This is a genomic window from Legionella busanensis (genome assembly GCF_900461525.1).
Taxonomy (GTDB): domain Bacteria; phylum Pseudomonadota; class Gammaproteobacteria; order Legionellales; family Legionellaceae; genus Legionella_C; species Legionella_C busanensis.
Genome location: NZ_UGOD01000001.1, coordinates 2,169,093 through 2,185,132 on the forward strand (window position 1 = coordinate 2,169,093; position 16,040 = coordinate 2,185,132).

Genomic DNA, 16,040 nt, shown 5'->3' on the forward strand with positions numbered 1-16,040 from the left:
AATATTTAAATTGATCCACTCGACCTTAATTTATTTAATAACCTAATTTTCATTTATTTTAAAAATTAATTTGGCTAAATAAAGTATTAACTAGCTTTTTTTAATTTTATTAAAGATAAACCTCGTGTTTCACCTTCTTTTAGTGTTACCTTGATTTTTGTACTAAGACCAGCAGTATTAATATAAAGCAAATAGCGGCCTGCTACTAAACCAGTAGCATAAAACTCACCATTTTCAGTTATTGTTAATGGGACATGTGGTTGTAACCATGGTTCATCTTGATGATTTGCTAATGCAGTTTCAGCTATCAATATAATATTGCCAGTTGTTAAACCAGACCAAGGTGATACTCTACCAATGATTCCTGTTTGCTTATTGTGAGGTAATTGTTCTAAATTTATCATTGGTATGGGCTGTACTAACTTATTATTTAGTTTAATTCGCGCTGTTTGATAACCTGATAAACTAAATTTAAGCTCTTGTTTACTAGGGTGGCCGACGAAGAAACCATGCGGAAAAATTTTTACATCAGTTGCAGCCATCTGTGGTAATTCTGGCCCTTTAACATTAAGTTGGCCATAAACCATGGGCAGCTGATGATTGATGAATAAACGATAAGCGTACTTATCCAATTGCTCAGCAGTACTTTGATCATAATAATGAGCTAACCATAATATCCATTGTTTGAAATGGGACCCATCTTCTCTAGACGGAAGAATTAATTCTAAACTAGACCAATGATTATTTTCTTCTCTTAGTTGATAGGTTTGCGCTAATTCAATTTCTGATAGGGGTGGATTAAGATTATATTTCTTTATCAGATTTCCAGCGATTTCAGAAGCGCGTTGTAGCTCTTTAGCGCCTAATCCATTGCGATAAAAATTTAATAAATTTTCTTTTTGGGGATAAGTTTTAGGCAATAAAGAAGTATAAATATGGTGCCATGCAAGAGCATACACTCTGTCTTGCTTTACCGTTGTACCAAAATAATAGTTACGGCTAACAGACCAGGCTTGATAAAGTAAGTAATCCTTACGTAATAATTGCGCATCTTTGAATGACATTGCTAATACAGGCAATGTCATCCAGAAAAGAAAAAAATAAAATAATCCTTTATTAAAATTTTTCACAATTGATAATCATTAACTAGTTATCCCAGTAGGTAATGAATGATAGGTTGCTTGATAGACTTGTAATGCATCGTCTGCAGCTTTATGCAATCCTAAAGCTTTATTAGCTCGATAAAGAATAATCAATGCTGGCTGAACGCTTGGCGCTTGGGGATAATTTTTAATTAAAAAACTGGCTCGTTCTGCAGCTGCAACATATCGGTTACGTTCAAAATAATAATTTGCTGTATTTAATTCACGTTGAGCAAACATGTTTCTTAAATAAATCATGCGTTGCAATGCATTATTTTTATATTTACTTTCTGGAAAACGCTGAACTAACACAGCAAAGTCTGCATAGGCTTGCGCTTGTGTTCCAGGCTCACGCCATGATTCATCCAGAGGTAAAATATTAGCAAAAGTACCTCTATTTTGCTGAAAGTTAGCCAGTGCTTTCATGTAATAAGCATAATCTACATTTTTAGCGCGTGGATAAAGATGAATAAAGCGTTCGGCCGTTGCAGCAGCTGAAGGATAATCTTCTTTTTGATAATAAGCGTGGATTAAATCTAATTGAGCTTTTTCAGCATATTCACTGAAAGGATACATGGTTTCTAATGCTTCAAGACGTTTAACTGCAGCACTATATTCTTTTTTGGCTATTGCTTCTTGTGATTGATCAAAAATTTGTTTGGCAGTCATCCCTTTATAAGGCCCATTATCATCGACTTCATTTCCCCACCATGATACACATGAAGTTAGTAACAGAATTATCAGAGTAAGAGTCAATGCTAAAATACGTTTCATAAAAATACCTGTAGTTAATGCATTCTAATTTAGAGAAAAGCCATTAGACCTTTTTCCAAGCTCGCTACAGAGAATCATGTGTCGGGTTAAACCACAGCCCGGCAATTGGCCTTTGCAGTAGAGTTTGGCAAGAGGTCTATTATACGCATCCTCTAACAATTACAAAACCTTATTAAAACTTAAATTAAGATTTAACAAAATAGTAAAAGTAACTAATTAATTTAAAAAATTATTTGCAAAGGTTTAGTGGTTGTTATAGTATTCGCGGTGGAGAGGTGGCAGAGCGGTCGAATGCGGCGGTCTTGAAAACCGTTGAAGGGCAACCTTCCCAGGGTTCGAATCCCTGTCTCTCCGCCAAAGTAAACTTTACCTCAATTTTTTCTCATTAAGCTTGTTGCCAATTTGCTTTTTCTTTAAATAATTTTTCTAAATCTGCTTCCTTTTTTAAAATTGGACGAGCCAAATTAAATACATCACGTGGCTTTTGATAGTAAACACCTAAAGGAACAGGAAAATCTGGATAATTAAGTTGAGCTAAACGAATAGCATTAATAAAGCTATGAGTTTGATGAGTATAGATCTCTTCTACTTCATTAGGTTTATAATCAACAATATGCATTTTATCTTCAGTAGGAGTAAGAGCCCACTGCTCATTAGCACCGAATACTAAAGGCTTACCTTCAGAAAGAAGCACTGTTTTTTCAGCACGATTCGTTTTAACTGCAAAACTATCAAAAGCACCATGATTAAAGATATTACAATCTTGATAAATTTCTACAAAAGAACATCCTGGATGAGCATGAGCTTGCTTTAAGATAGAAATTAAATGATTGGGATCTTTATCAACAGCTCGAGCTACGAAGCTAGCGCCAGCCGCTAGCGCTAATAAAATAGGATTGATTGGCTCATTACTAACTCCAGAAGGTGAGGTTTTAGTAATTTGTCCTTTTTGTGATGTTGGTGAAAATTGACCTTTAGTCAAGCCATAAACTTGATTGTTAAACAATAAAATATTGACGTTAACGTTTCTTCTTAGGCAATGAATTAAGTGATTACCGCCAATACTAAGGGCATCACCATCACCGGTAATAATCCACACTGTTAAATCTTCTCGCATGGCTTTTAAGCCAGTTGCCACAGCGGGAGCGCGACCGTGAATAGTATGAAAACCATAAGCGTTCATATAATAAGGTAGACGACCTGCACAACCAATGCCTGAAATAAAGACATGCTGTTCTGGTGGCAAATCCAATTCAGGTAATAATTTTTGCAATGCTGCTAAAATGGCGTAATCACCACAGCCAGGACACCATCGTACTTCAGCCTTATTTGTAAAATCCTCACGTTTGTAATTGTTGTTCATAATTAAGTTCCATTTTAATGGCTTTCAGCAATGTACTTACCGTAAAAGGCTGCCCATTAGACTGACTAATTGAGTATGCATCAACTAAATACTCTGCACGAATAATCTGGCATAATTGCCCTGAATTTAATTCCACAACAAAGACTTTTTTATAACGAGCAAGTAGATTACCTAATTCATTAGGTAACGGGTTTAAATGACGCAGATGTAATAAAGCTAAAGGTAATCCATCCTCTCTCGCCTGCTTAACAGTAGATTTTAAACTTCCATATGTACTGCCCCACCCAATTAATAATGTGCTAGCTTGTTCATCACCTTCTATGGTTAATGCCGTATATTCTCGAGCAATGCCTGCTATTTTTTGTGCTCGTAAATTAATCATTTTTTGGTGATTATCAGGATCGTAACTGACTTTACCTTCCTCACCCTCTTTCTCAAGCCCGCCTATTTGATGAATATAGCCAGGACTACCGGGTATATTCCAACTCCGCACAAAATATTCGTCTCGCGCATAAGGTTTAGCAAATCGATTAAATTGTAGATTAGGAACTTCAATCGATTCTACAGACGGGATTTTCCAAGGCTCAGCTGCATTAGCTAAATAAGCATCTAATAATACAATAACAGGCGTCATATAAGACACCGCTATTTTAAATGCTTCAAGAATAGTAGCAAAACAATCAGCCGGCGAGCGAGCTGCAATCACCGGCAGTGGCGCTTCACCGTGACGACCATACAAAGCCTGCCTTAAATCACTTTGTCCCATCTTAGTAGGTAACCCGGTAGAAGCGCCTGCCCTTTGTACATCAATGAGTACAACCGGAAGTTCAGTAACAACAGCAAGCCCTAAGCTTTCACTTTTTAAGTCAAGGCCAGGACCTGATGTACATGTCATTGCTAAACAACCGCCAAATGCAGCACCCAGGCAGGCACCCATCGCTGCAATTTCATCTTCGGCTTGCAATAATTGCACACCATAATCAACTAATTTAGCGCATTCATGTAAAATAGCTGAGGAGGGAGTAATTGGATATCCTGCTACAAGTAAGGGTGTTTTGGTTTTTACAGCAAGCGTCGCGACCGCAAGGCTAATTGCCTCAACACCGGTTATTTGTCTATATTCACCTTGTTCTCGGCTTACCTGGCCAAGCATAAAATGCTGACGACTTAATTCAAGCGTCATGGCATAATTATAACCAGCAAGCAAAGTTAATTCATTTGCTTTAGCCATTAAAGGATTTGTTTTAAATTTTTTCTTAATAAAGGAAAGGCAATTGTCTGTTGGCAAATCAAATAACCATAAAACCAAACCCAGTATGTAAAAATTTTTTGCTTTTTTAGCTTGAGCATGACTTATATCAAGTTCTTGTAAGGCATTTAAGGTATGACTTATTAAAGGTAAACTAATGACTTGATAAAGAGCTTTCTTCTCTTCTAAAAAACTATCGGTAAGCCCGGCTTTTTGCCAATCTTTTTCCTGAAAGCTATCTTCATTAATAATTAATAATCCACCTTGAGACAAGTAGGAAATTGAATTTTTTAAAGCGGCAGGATTTAAAGCAACTAAAACATCGAGTTCCTCACCAGCAGTAAAAATAGCTTCCTCAGCCATTGCAAGCTGAAAACCAGAAACACCAGAGACAGTACCGGCTGGTGCTCTAATTTCGGCGGGAAAATCAGGTAAGGTTCGTACATCACGTCCAGTTAAGGCAGCAGTTATAGTTAACTGCTCACCTAAAAGTTGTACACCGTCACCTGAATCGCCAGTTAAACGAATAATAATTGCGTCATTCATTGACATAATTTCTAGCTTCCACCATTAGCTGGCGCATATGCCTTACTGCATCCTTTAAACCAGTAAAAAGCGCTCGGGCAATAATGGCATGGCCAATATTTAATTCATGTAATTCGGCAATTGCAGCAATAGGTTTAACATTCTGATAATTTAAACCATGTCCTGCATTAACAATTAAACCAAGTTTTGCTGCATATTTAGCCGCCTCTTTAATTCTAGCCAATTCTTCTTTCTGTAGTTCAGGCGTTGCAGCATCTGCATAAGCACCTGTGTGAATCTCAATAACGGGCGCACCTGTTTCAGCGGCTGCATCAATTTGTTTTGTATCTGGATCAATAAATAAAGATACCTCACTACCTAAACGTTGCATACGCTTGACAGCACGAGTTACTAAATCAAAATTATTTCTAACATCTAAACCGCCTTCGGTCGTAAGCTCGGCGCGTTTTTCAGGTACGAAACAAGAATGCTCAGGCAAAATTTCTTCAGCAAAATCTAGCATAGCATCAGTCACTGCTAATTCTAAATTCATTCTTGTCTGCAACACCTGTTTAATTAATTGTACATCACGCGCTTGAATATGACGTAAATCTTCACGCATATGCAAGGTAATACCATCAGCACCTGCTTCTTCCGCTTCAATAGCTGCTTGCACAGGATCAGGATAGCGCGTGCCGCGTGCTTGCCTTACTGTTGCAATATGATCAATATTAACGCCTAATAAAATTTCTTTCATACTTCACTCACTACTAAAAACAACAAATTATATTATGAAACTAATTAGCGTAAATAAGCTACGTTTTTCTGTGAAATTAATAGGTAGCACCTATCTTGAATTTTAATTCAACACAGTTGCTTTAGGCTATATTTCACTCAAGCTACGGTTATAATTAGCGAGGCTAGCGTATCTCTTTCCTAGATCCCGCGACTTGTTCGCGGAATCTAGGAATCAGCTATATCACTGGATCCTGCGGACAAGCCGCAGGACGTAGAGCGGGTAATGGGTACTGTATACATAGAAGTGCCCAGTAGTTATAAATATTTGTAGCCTGGGTAAAACGAAGTGAAATTCGGGTTTCGGCCCTATGGGCCTGCACCCAGGCTACTTATTCTTTTGTAAACTTATCCACGTACTAATGGCGGGCATAGCAATATTATTCTTACCAACTACTTTGCGCCTACTTTAAATAAGCTTCTTGAGATTAATCTACGGCCGTCTAAAGCATGATTAATAGCTTGACGCATAATATATTTTGCCATTTTTAACTGATGAGGATCATTTAACTGCCCGTTACCAAGCGCTATTATATCCTTGCCTAACAGCCCTTCCTTAGCCAGAACAAAACCTTGTCCTGCAACGAAAGTATATTGTTTTTTTACATCAATTAATTCAAATGAATAAGCTTCATGTTCATAAGAAAAAGCATAACCGCAAACTTCTAATAAACGATATTCAAAACGGCGTAGGGTTGCTTCGATTTCTAATCGCTCATGACGCGTGGCCAGGATTTGCAAAGTATATTCATAATTCTCATAAAAAGTTGGTTGAGACTCAGCATTATTTAATAGATAAAAGATAAGTTCATTAATGTAAAGCCCTGCAAACAATGCGCTCCCTTTCAATATTAAAGGTGCAGCGGTATTCTCTAGCTGGTTGATATAATTCCAGCGCGATCTTGGTTGCTGAGTAACTGATAACCATAAAGGTATAAAAGGTTGGAGAAGAGTTTGCTTATTGGGTAAGCGGCCGCCTTTATAAACACAAGAAATTATCCCTTGCTCGCAAGAATAAAATGTAGCTTTAAGACTTGTATCACCTAGGGGTTGCTTATGAAGCAACCAGGCATAAAGAGGAATATTAGTCATAACCTAATTGTTTTAAGAAACGCTCATTGTCAGACCAACCAGACTTTATTTTACACCAGCATTGGAGAAATACCTTTTTACCTAATAATTTTTCAATATCCAATCGTGCCGCTGTAGCAATGTCTTTAAGTTTCTGACCTTTTTCACCGATAATAATAGGCTTGTGATTAGCTTTATCCAACATAATTAAAGCATGAATACGTACTAATTTTTCTTCTTCTTTGAAAGATTCAATTTCAACAGTGGTTGAATAAGGAATTTCTTGTCCGCAAAGGCGAAATACCTTTTCGCGAATCAATTCTGCACATAAAAAGCGAGTAGAACGATCAGTAAACTGATCATCAGCAAATAAATGCGGCCCCTCCGGCAGAAAATCTTTAAGGCACTTTTGCAATTCTTCAACCTGAGCACCTGTTTTTGCAGATAAAGGAATGATAGCAGCAAACGAATGATATTGACTTATTTTCTCTATCCAAGGTAATAACTGCCCTTTATCTGCAATTTTATCTATTTTATTAATTGCTAAAATACAAGGAACTTCTGCTTGTGCAATTAATTTTAAGACCTTTTCATCTTCTTCTGTCCAATGCGTCCCATCGACTATAAATACAGCCACATCAACATCACGCAATACACTACTTGCTGTTTTATTCATGAGGCGATTAATGGCTTTTTTTTGGTTCTGATGGATACCCGGCGTGTCAACATACACAAATTGATACTCATCGACAGTGTGAATACCTAAAATACTGTGCCTAGTTGTTTGGGGCTTTCGAGAAGTAATGCTAACTTTGCACTGTAAAATATGATTAAGTAGTGTTGACTTACCAACATTCGGCCTACCTACTAAAGCAATATAACCACAATAACTTGTCATTTACTTCCAACCATGTTTATTTTTAAAACATTTTAGCATGTATTGAGTGCTGGGTTAAGTCTAATAAAATTTAAAAAAGGGAGCAAAATAAGTAGAAAACGTTTAAATATTAATAGCTATTTTTTATTAAACGCCTAAAAAATGTGTCTGGAGTCATTTTCCTTGGAGTCTAAAATATAATCAATATATTCATTTAAACTACATCTTCGCCCTAATAAAGGACTGTAATAGCGACTTAGATGCATACAAGCAAAATAAAATAGCTCAACTATGGTGCGTTTTCTTTGTTTCGGTATCTGAATATCATCAATGGTTAAACCCCAATTGGCATAAAATGGCAGGCCATAACAATATACTTTTTTCTTAATCATTAATGCAAAAAAGCCGATGATTGAACTGACTACATAGACTTTTTCTACCTGAGTTAAAAGGAAGTAGAGATCATAATCAGGCGTCACAAAATGGATATTCTTATATTGCTTTAAATAAGGCTTTAAACTAGCTTGATTTAAATAGGTTTTTTTTCTATGACCTCTATTCGGTGAATAAATTAAAATATCGCCGTGTTTGCATTCTAAAGCTACTTGGTCAAGAAGCTTTTTAAAAGAGGCTTCTTTAGTTTTATTTTTAGCTTCTCTATATTCATCAATTAATAAGAACTTAGGTCGATTAGTTAATGTTACAACGTTTGACTTATTTGCATTTTTAAAAGCAGAAAAAAAATGATTAGAAACTATTCTGTTTATACACTCCATTGCTTCATTTTCTTGTTGAAATGTTAATTCAATATCACTATTTAATAAGGTTTCTAAGCAATTATTTGCATCATATACTTCTTTATCGTCGATAGTAATAGAAGTCCATTTACTACCAAAGTGAATAATACCTTGCTCAAGATAAACTTTTGGCAGATATTTTGTTGCTTGACTTGCTAAAACTCGCTGCTTTTCTTTCAGCAAGCAATGTAGCTCAGCCCAAAAAATAAACTTCTGTCTTTTCGGTGAGATAATAGTTTTAGCATTTAATAATTTAGCAATATAATCAAATTGACTACCTTCTTTGGAAAAGTAAATAAAATCAATTGGCGGCCCTTCATTAAAAAAAACTCGAGTAAAAGGAGGAGGTACTTGGCTTAAAGGCTGTTTAACGATTTTTTCAAGGCACTGATTAATGCGTGTTGTAGCCTGGCCATCAAAACCATTTAATGAGAATGATTGAATTGCCCATTTAGTAGGTGTGGGTTTTGTAAACTGTTTATCTTGCAGCCAATTATTTAAAACTGTTTTTAGCTCTTGCTCATTAAAAACACATTTAATACCAGCCCGCTGCCAATCTTCCTTAAAATCAAAATACTTCACTGATAAAGATCGCTTACCCATTAATAGCGCTTCAAATAACATTGTACTATTAATAGATACGATCACATCTGCATGATAGATCGTTTCTTCAGGATCAAAACAGTAGGCTGGGCTTGGCGAGTCAATAAAAAAATTAGCTTCTTGCATTTGATTAAAAAGCCCCTTATCACCAATGATACATCCTGTAGGAGGACAACGTAAAATAAATTCATAATTATTTTGTTGGCAATAACTCATTAACTGAGTAATGATAATCTGCTGCGCTTGGATTGCTATTTGATGATTGACTTGAAAATCCAAACTTTGTGCAGCAAATAAAATAATAGGTTTATTCTTATTTAATGCTGCTCGCTCACAAAATTCATTATGGGAAAATTTAGGTTGATAATCATAATAGCGATCAAGTTTTGGCGCACCAACAACCTGTATTCGTTTTTCAGGATAACCACGACTAGTAAAAATATCTTTTTGTAATTGGCCCCAACATAAAACATAATCACACAAAGGTGTATTAATTTTTGTTAAAGGGTGAAAATAATATTTATCACGATTAAAAAATACTGACTCGTGCGGAATAAGAATGGTCTGAATTTTTAATTGCTGACATACTTTTATAATTTGACGTTGCAGCAACCCATAATCGAAAGTAAAAATAATACCTTTTACATGATCTGCAATTGGCTTTAGCCAATTGAATAAGATGTCATTTAATTGATGATGACAATGCTCTGTAAAAAAATTAATTTTATTACGACTTTTAATGGTTTTGGTATTAGAAAAAATAGGCAAAGGAATTAACTGAAAATGAGTAGCGGAATTATCTAGATAAATAATCAATCTATTCGTTAATGCTTCTATCCAGGGTAAATAAAGATAACTGGGCTGACTCTGGCACAACTCAATATAACGTTCATTAGGTTTTTTATGAATTAAATTAGACTGACTAATTAAATATATTTTTATTTGCCGATGCAAAAATCGTATTAATTGCCCGTAATATTTTATAATGGGTAAGCCATTAATTCCTTTTAATAGTTTTTTAATTAACATAGCTATTTGCTTTATAAAGTCTAAAAAATCCTATTTAGTTTGCACATTTAGCACGCTATACTTATGCGCACTAAATAGCTATTGCTACTTTGGCTGCCAGGGCTAGCTGATAAATGATGGAGGTCATCATACCTGTCATTTTCATTCCACTTTCAGTTTGTTTAGGTAAAACAATCAGTTGGTCGCCTCCTTTTAAATCGACTTGACCTGAATGCCAATTATGTTTAACCAACTGCACTTGGCCACTTTGTCTGACTAATAAAAATTCTGCTTGATTAGCTGTTTTTTGAAAACCGCCAGCAGCATTAATATAATCAATGAGCCTATACCTAGGATTAACCGTAAGTGAAATAGAATTAACAACATCACCACTGACTGTCACTACAGAGGATTTAATTGGAATATTAATCACATCATTATTTTGCAAAATAATTTTATCCCAATGATTTTGCTCACCGACAACTACCTGCCCTCGGGTCTCCACCTGTTTTGCTTCTTGCACAAATTTAGTAATTAATTCAGAACGTGCTTCCTGCAATTTTGCATCATCACCTGTTAATGTTTCGCCCGTCATTGTTTGTCGTTGTAAACGTGAAAGGCTCGCGTGGAGTGCCTCTTTCTGCTGTTTGGCCACTGATTCTCGAAACAATTGTAAGTTATCTAAATTAGCATTCGATGCAATTGGCAGTGTTTTTATAAATTGAGCTAATGTCGTACCCTGTATCACAACATATTGATGCGGCCCTTTAACTTGCCCTTTTACTGTAATTAAAGTTTGCCGAACTTCTTTATCAGCAACAAAGGTAATTCTATCCCCGGCTTTGATTTTAACGGGTTTGGATTGATGAATTTGCTCATAAATAAACGTAGGCTTCATGCCTTGATTGCGCTGAATACGTACATAAGTTGCAGTGGGCTCAACATTAGCTAACCTCATTAATGAGGACAATGGTATCTCTTTTTCTAATAGCTCGTATTGATAGGGACTTTTGACATCCCCTGCCACCGTAATACTATATTTTTGAGCTCTAACTAAAATGGTATCACCTTGATGTAGTTGAAATGGATTAACATTACCCTTAAAGAGAAAATCATATAAATCAACATGACGAAGACGCTTACCATTACGAATTACGGCAATATCTCTAAAACTGCCTTCATCTAAATTAATACCTCCGGCTGAACACAGAAAATAGATGACAGAGTCTGAAGATAGTCCGTCATACAATCCGGGAGAATTTACAAAACCTGCAACATAGACTTGTACAGGTTGCGCTGTAACTAGATCAGCATAAAGATTTACCCCTTTTTTAAAGCTCTTTTTCATATGTTGCTGGATAACATCATTTAATTTTTGATTTTCAATGCCCTCAACTTTTACCGGACCCAATTCAGGAATAAAGATATTCCCTTGACTATCAACAATAACTTTTTGAGATAGCTGATATGCTCCCCAAATTTGTATATTGACCTCATCGCCGACAGTAAGTCGATAGCGTGGATTAAAAAAACGTGCTTGATGTAATTGCTCGCACTGCCTGCCAAATAAATTGCGACCAAAAACCGGTAAACGCTGATTGATGACATCACCCATGTGCGTTGTTGATTTTAAATAGATGTTTGTTTCATCATCATCAGCAACATCATCTCCATTATCTGCACTATTAGAGGAAGCTGAAAATCCTGTGGCTGATAAAGGCTTATCCGTGGTAATTTTGGCTTGCTCAATCGATGTATTTCTGACTTGATCCATTGAAGAAAGAATAGGTTCTTGGGCTTTTTTAATTTCCTCAGTAAAAGCTATCAAGGGTAAAAAAATTAACATTAATAAGATCAACTTCTTCATTAACCCCTATGCTCCTTAATAATAATGACAGCCACTTTAGCTAAGAGAGATAAAATTAAAAATAAAAGGAATAAGTTAACTAAGGCAAAAAATGGTGTAAGTATACTTGGCTTGTCAGATAAATTAGGTGAATCAAATGCAAATAATAAATTTTGATGATAAGATAAATTGATTACAGCAATACTAAATGCTTGTTGTGCTAATTGATACTGCGCTGGGTCAGATTTAAGTTGAAGATGAATCCACTTAAAATCAGTCAGTATTTTGTTGAATTTGCTATTTTTTCCTTGCGGCTTCATGCTTTAAAGCTAAATCCATATAAATTTCAACCACAACCTAAAGCCCTTAAATGAATTTAATGCCTAGGTAAAAGACAAATCATGTTAAAAGATTTTAGTCTAATCTGCAAGAAGGTAAATTAGATCTCCCTAATAGATTTTTTTCCAATCTTTTTTACAATTTAAAATATTTGATTTCATTGTCCTATACCATAAAATAATTTGCTTGCCATTTTTTAATTGGTACAGGAATAGACTTCTTTGGAAATAGCTAGTGAAGCAAAAAATTTTGTCGAAAAAGGCTGAAAAGCCCATTGTACCTGTAATAACGTCAACTTAAGGGTTTCACATTTCCGCCTACGCGAGAATGACAGAGCTGCCATTAAGTATGTAAAAAGTACATGAGCATTTCAAAAACCTTTTTCGAGTGATGAGCCCTCAATAGCAGTTTACAAAGAAGTCTAATAATTTATCTTTAGTAGCTGGATGCAAACCAAACCTCAAATGCCTAATTTAAAAGAAAGATTAAACTCTAATTTTAGAGAAATAGCTTTACAAGTTCGCCCGTTAAACCATGGCGTAGGAGCAACATTTATTGGCTCTGTTAATGGCGCTCAGGCAGGTACAGTAATTTATGGTTATTATAATATGGATTACCGTCTTCCTAATGGCGATTACCTGCGAATTATTGCTAATCATAATAAATCAATTCCTCAAATTTTACTGTTTACTCATGACCCAGAAAAATTAAAACAACTTCCTGGTGGTCGACCCGCTTCTTTAATTGCTGAATGTATGAGGCAATTAAATAGTTATTTAAGCCGCTCAAACAGCTATGCAAAACCACGTCATTTACATCAGGAAAAAAAATATCAGTTTGCTAAGCAATGCCTCCTTTCGCTGACAGAATTACTCAAAGAGGAGCGAAATTTGTCAAATCATGATTGGAGCGGACAAGAAAAACTTCGCACTCAAGTAATATCGCTTATTGAGCATTGCCGAAATCAAAACAGGTTGCTTGCTAACACTCCTATTGTATCCGAAGGTTATCTAGGAAGTATTCTTTACAAAGCTAAGCAAACAGCACAGCACTATCAGTTTAATCGCGTTTTTCCCGTTTCAAGAATAGATCAATTAGATTTTACAGAAGTAGCAAAGAACTTTAGTACGGATAAAAAACCTTGTTTTGTCTGGGACAGTGAAATTCATATTAAACAAGATGAGCAAGAACTTAATAATACCTTACGGGTAATTTCAGAACTTTATGGATTTACATTACCCTCTTCCCTTTATAATATTCCTGCTAATCGATTTGAACGTCTTGGGGCTTTTTTTAATAAACTTTATAAAGAAGCTAGACAATTAGCGAATCATTTATCTAAAGCTCAACCTATTCATGAAAAACAAGCTTGGACGCGTAGCGATGGCTTAACCCTGACAACAATTAAACCCTACTATCGCTTTAGGGGCTTAAACCAAGTAGGTCACTCGACTTTAGAAAGTTTAATTAATAGTATTACTCACTTAAACCAGCCATGTTATATCACCCACTCAAAAGAGCAAGCTTATGAAATCTTAACTACAAAGGCTAATGGTCATTGGGTTCATTTACCTTACGAAAATCAAGTTATTATTCGAATTAAAAATAATATGATTGCATTGCGTTATTTTAAAGAAAATGAATTGTTTTACCCAATGCCTAGTGGAGAAGATTTAGTGACGTTAAGTCACTTATCAAAAAAACATCTTTTTTTGCCAGAAAAAATAAATTTACAATTTAAAGCTTTTCTTTCCAGTATCCCTAGGTTTTTTAAATATATTTTTAATAATTTAACTTTGTTCTTTAAAGATTTACGCAATGATTTTGTTAAACATATTCATAGCGAGCACGCTGGTAAAGAAGAGCAAGTTGCTACAAAAAAACCGGTTTTTTTAAAATCAATTGTAGACATTATGATTGGACATGGTTTATTAAAAAATGGCCAATCATTAGAAGAATTTATCCAAGAACACATTAACAATAATAATTATATTATTGTTAGGGAAGAGCATGCTCCTCATTTAACTTTCTATACCAATCCACTACATAAAGTTCTTAATATAGCACGTCACTTTGCCATGTTTTTTGTTAGTAAGAGTGAAGAAAACCCCCTGATGGGCTCATTAGCCATGCTTGCTTATCTCTACGGCGGCGGAGCAATTATTGCACCTGAAGCTTTAAAAGCCGTACTACTTAAACTTCATTTAAATGGCTTAATTGCAGGTATTGAGCCTACCCAAAAGCTTGGAAAGTGGATGAGCCATGGAACAATTTCTGAGGCTATTTCTGCAGCGGTCATTTACTGGCAAGGAATAGTAGTTTCTGGGAACTTAGATGATTTTTTTATGCAAGCAGTTGTAGCGTTACGTGATAATCCTGCTGAAATTGCTATCATCTTGTCCCTAGCTTTAGGATTAGGTTATGGCTTATGTAAAGCCATCCCTGTTTTACAAAAAGAAATGGGTCCTCATCCTGAAATTAATTATTTAGCTTTAGGAGCTAAAGGTGGCGCTGCTATTTATGATACTGTCATGCATCCGGGAGATGATTGGCTATTAGGTACCATTAAATGGTTTTTTAAAGGTATTGCCACACTTGGCAAAATAATATTAAGTCCACTTATTGAAGCACATTACTATGGCTATCCTGGTTTTTTAACTGGCATTAAAAAAAGTGCTAAATTATCTAGATTGTTTTTAAAACAAATTGGCGTTGCAATACTGGATTTATTACTCTCTTTATCTACGGTATTTTTCCTAGAAATAGCAACAATGTTACTGCATGTTCCCTTTCGAGGTCTTACCGATTTTTTAAGTCGTTCTTTAGGAATGCTAGGTGAATTAAAATCTATAGGAGCAGCCTTTATTGCTTTTGCTAAACGGCCAGGGAACCAGAATTTTTTGGCTGGTTTAAGATTAATGCCTTTGTATGGCTATACTAATCCACTCGGTACTTATCATAAAAACCCTTTTTTAAATTTCTTAATAAATAGCTTTTGGTTAATCGCCTTACCGCTTTTTCAAACTTGTAAGAATTTTATTTTTCTACCTTGTATTGATACCTTTTTTATTCTTACTCGCCTATCTTTAACTATTTTTAATCCTTTAAGCCGTTTTGTAGCTTATCCCTTAGGATTAGCCATTCTAGCTGTAGCTTCTATTTGGGATGAAACAATAGGCCCGGCATTTCGCTTATCTGCCCAGCTAATTACGCATAGTAGTAATTGGATTGAGCAACAAGTTGGCTTTATTAAGCAGTTTTTTTTAAGCAAGATTCAGATTTGTCGACAGTATTTATATTACCAGACCTTTGCCGAGGACGATAAAAAGCTTTTTCAAACATATAAAAATAGCGATTATTTTCTAGAAAGCCCTATTCGTATTGACCAGCTTGAGCATACAGCTGCGAATAATAGCCAACGCTTTCTTAATGTCTTGTTAAACACTGTCTCTCCATCTGAGCCTCTTTTAGCAGAGACTCTGCCCTCGTCAGCAAATGAAGTGCATCATGCTGCGTTATTTGTAAAACAAGGGCAACAACATAATCCAAGCGAGACTTTAAATGAAAAAAGCCTCTCTATTTAGGTTTAAATATTAATTTCAAATAACAACTGCTTAAAATTACGACGCATCAGAAATATTAAGGGAAAAG

11 protein-coding genes and 1 tRNA gene are annotated in these 16,040 nt (G+C 35.4%); 2 read left to right on the forward strand and 10 right to left on the reverse strand.

The window, feature by feature from the left end; all coding sequences use genetic code 11:
- Nucleotides 1-86: 86 nt before the first annotated feature.
- Together DYH30_RS09690 and DYH30_RS09695 are read right to left on the reverse strand one after the other, a co-directional pair.
- Entirely contained in the window at nucleotides 87-1,130 is a 1,044-nt protein-coding gene (locus tag DYH30_RS09690) for a hypothetical protein (protein ID WP_131740621.1), read from the reverse strand.
- A gap of 12 nt (nucleotides 1,131-1,142) precedes the next feature.
- Nucleotides 1,143-1,916: an outer membrane protein assembly factor BamD gene (locus DYH30_RS09695; protein WP_115331471.1), complete on the reverse strand. Its 774-nt coding sequence runs from the start codon at nucleotides 1,914-1,916 to the stop codon at nucleotides 1,143-1,145.
- Nucleotides 1,917-2,185: 269 nt separating this feature from the next.
- On the opposite strand from DYH30_RS09695, the gene DYH30_RS09700 reads away from it, so the two are divergent.
- Nucleotides 2,186-2,273 (forward strand) — tRNA-Ser (locus DYH30_RS09700).
- A gap of 28 nt (nucleotides 2,274-2,301) precedes the next feature.
- Here the strand turns inward: DYH30_RS09700 and DYH30_RS09705 are convergent.
- The 8 genes from DYH30_RS09705 to DYH30_RS09740 all read right to left on the reverse strand — a co-directional run bounded on the left by DYH30_RS09705 (nucleotide 2,302) and on the right by DYH30_RS09740 (nucleotide 12,370).
- A complete protein-coding gene (locus DYH30_RS09705; protein WP_115331472.1) occupies nucleotides 2,302-3,279 on the reverse strand; it encodes a 2-oxoacid:ferredoxin oxidoreductase subunit beta in 978 nt (325 codons plus the stop codon).
- Nucleotides 3,257-5,080: a 2-oxoacid:acceptor oxidoreductase subunit alpha gene (locus DYH30_RS09710; RefSeq protein WP_115331473.1), complete on the reverse strand. Its 1,824-nt coding sequence runs from the start codon at nucleotides 5,078-5,080 to the stop codon at nucleotides 3,257-3,259. The genes DYH30_RS09705 and DYH30_RS09710 overlap by 23 nt, the downstream gene beginning before the upstream one ends.
- A complete protein-coding gene (gene pdxJ / locus DYH30_RS09715) occupies nucleotides 5,067-5,810 on the reverse strand; it encodes a pyridoxine 5'-phosphate synthase (RefSeq protein WP_115331474.1) in 744 nt (247 codons plus the stop codon). The genes DYH30_RS09710 and pdxJ overlap by 14 nt, the downstream gene beginning before the upstream one ends.
- A 431-nt stretch (nucleotides 5,811-6,241) precedes the next feature.
- Complete coding sequence (gene recO / locus DYH30_RS09720) at nucleotides 6,242-6,940, reverse strand: DNA repair protein RecO (protein WP_115331475.1); 699 nt, start codon at nucleotides 6,938-6,940, stop codon at nucleotides 6,242-6,244.
- Entirely contained in the window at nucleotides 6,933-7,817 is an 885-nt protein-coding gene (gene era, locus DYH30_RS09725) for a GTPase Era (protein WP_115331476.1), read from the reverse strand. Before era ends, recO begins: the two co-directional genes overlap by 8 nt.
- Nucleotides 7,818-7,951: 134 nt before the next feature.
- Entirely contained in the window at nucleotides 7,952-10,225 is a 2,274-nt protein-coding gene (locus DYH30_RS09730; protein WP_115331477.1) for a capsular polysaccharide export protein, LipB/KpsS family, read from the reverse strand.
- Between the two features lie 70 nt (nucleotides 10,226-10,295).
- Entirely contained in the window at nucleotides 10,296-12,071 is a 1,776-nt protein-coding gene (locus DYH30_RS09735; protein ID WP_115331478.1) for a polysaccharide biosynthesis/export family protein, read from the reverse strand.
- Entirely contained in the window at nucleotides 12,071-12,370 is a 300-nt protein-coding gene (locus tag DYH30_RS09740) for a hypothetical protein (RefSeq protein WP_115331479.1), read from the reverse strand. Before DYH30_RS09740 ends, DYH30_RS09735 begins: the two co-directional genes overlap by 1 nt.
- Before the next feature lie 465 nt (nucleotides 12,371-12,835).
- On the opposite strand from DYH30_RS09740, the gene DYH30_RS09745 reads away from it, so the two are divergent.
- On the forward strand, nucleotides 12,836-15,973 hold the full coding sequence (locus tag DYH30_RS09745) for a hypothetical protein (protein WP_115331480.1): 3,138 nt from the start codon (nucleotides 12,836-12,838) through the stop codon (nucleotides 15,971-15,973).
- Nucleotides 15,974-16,040 lie beyond the last annotated feature (67 nt).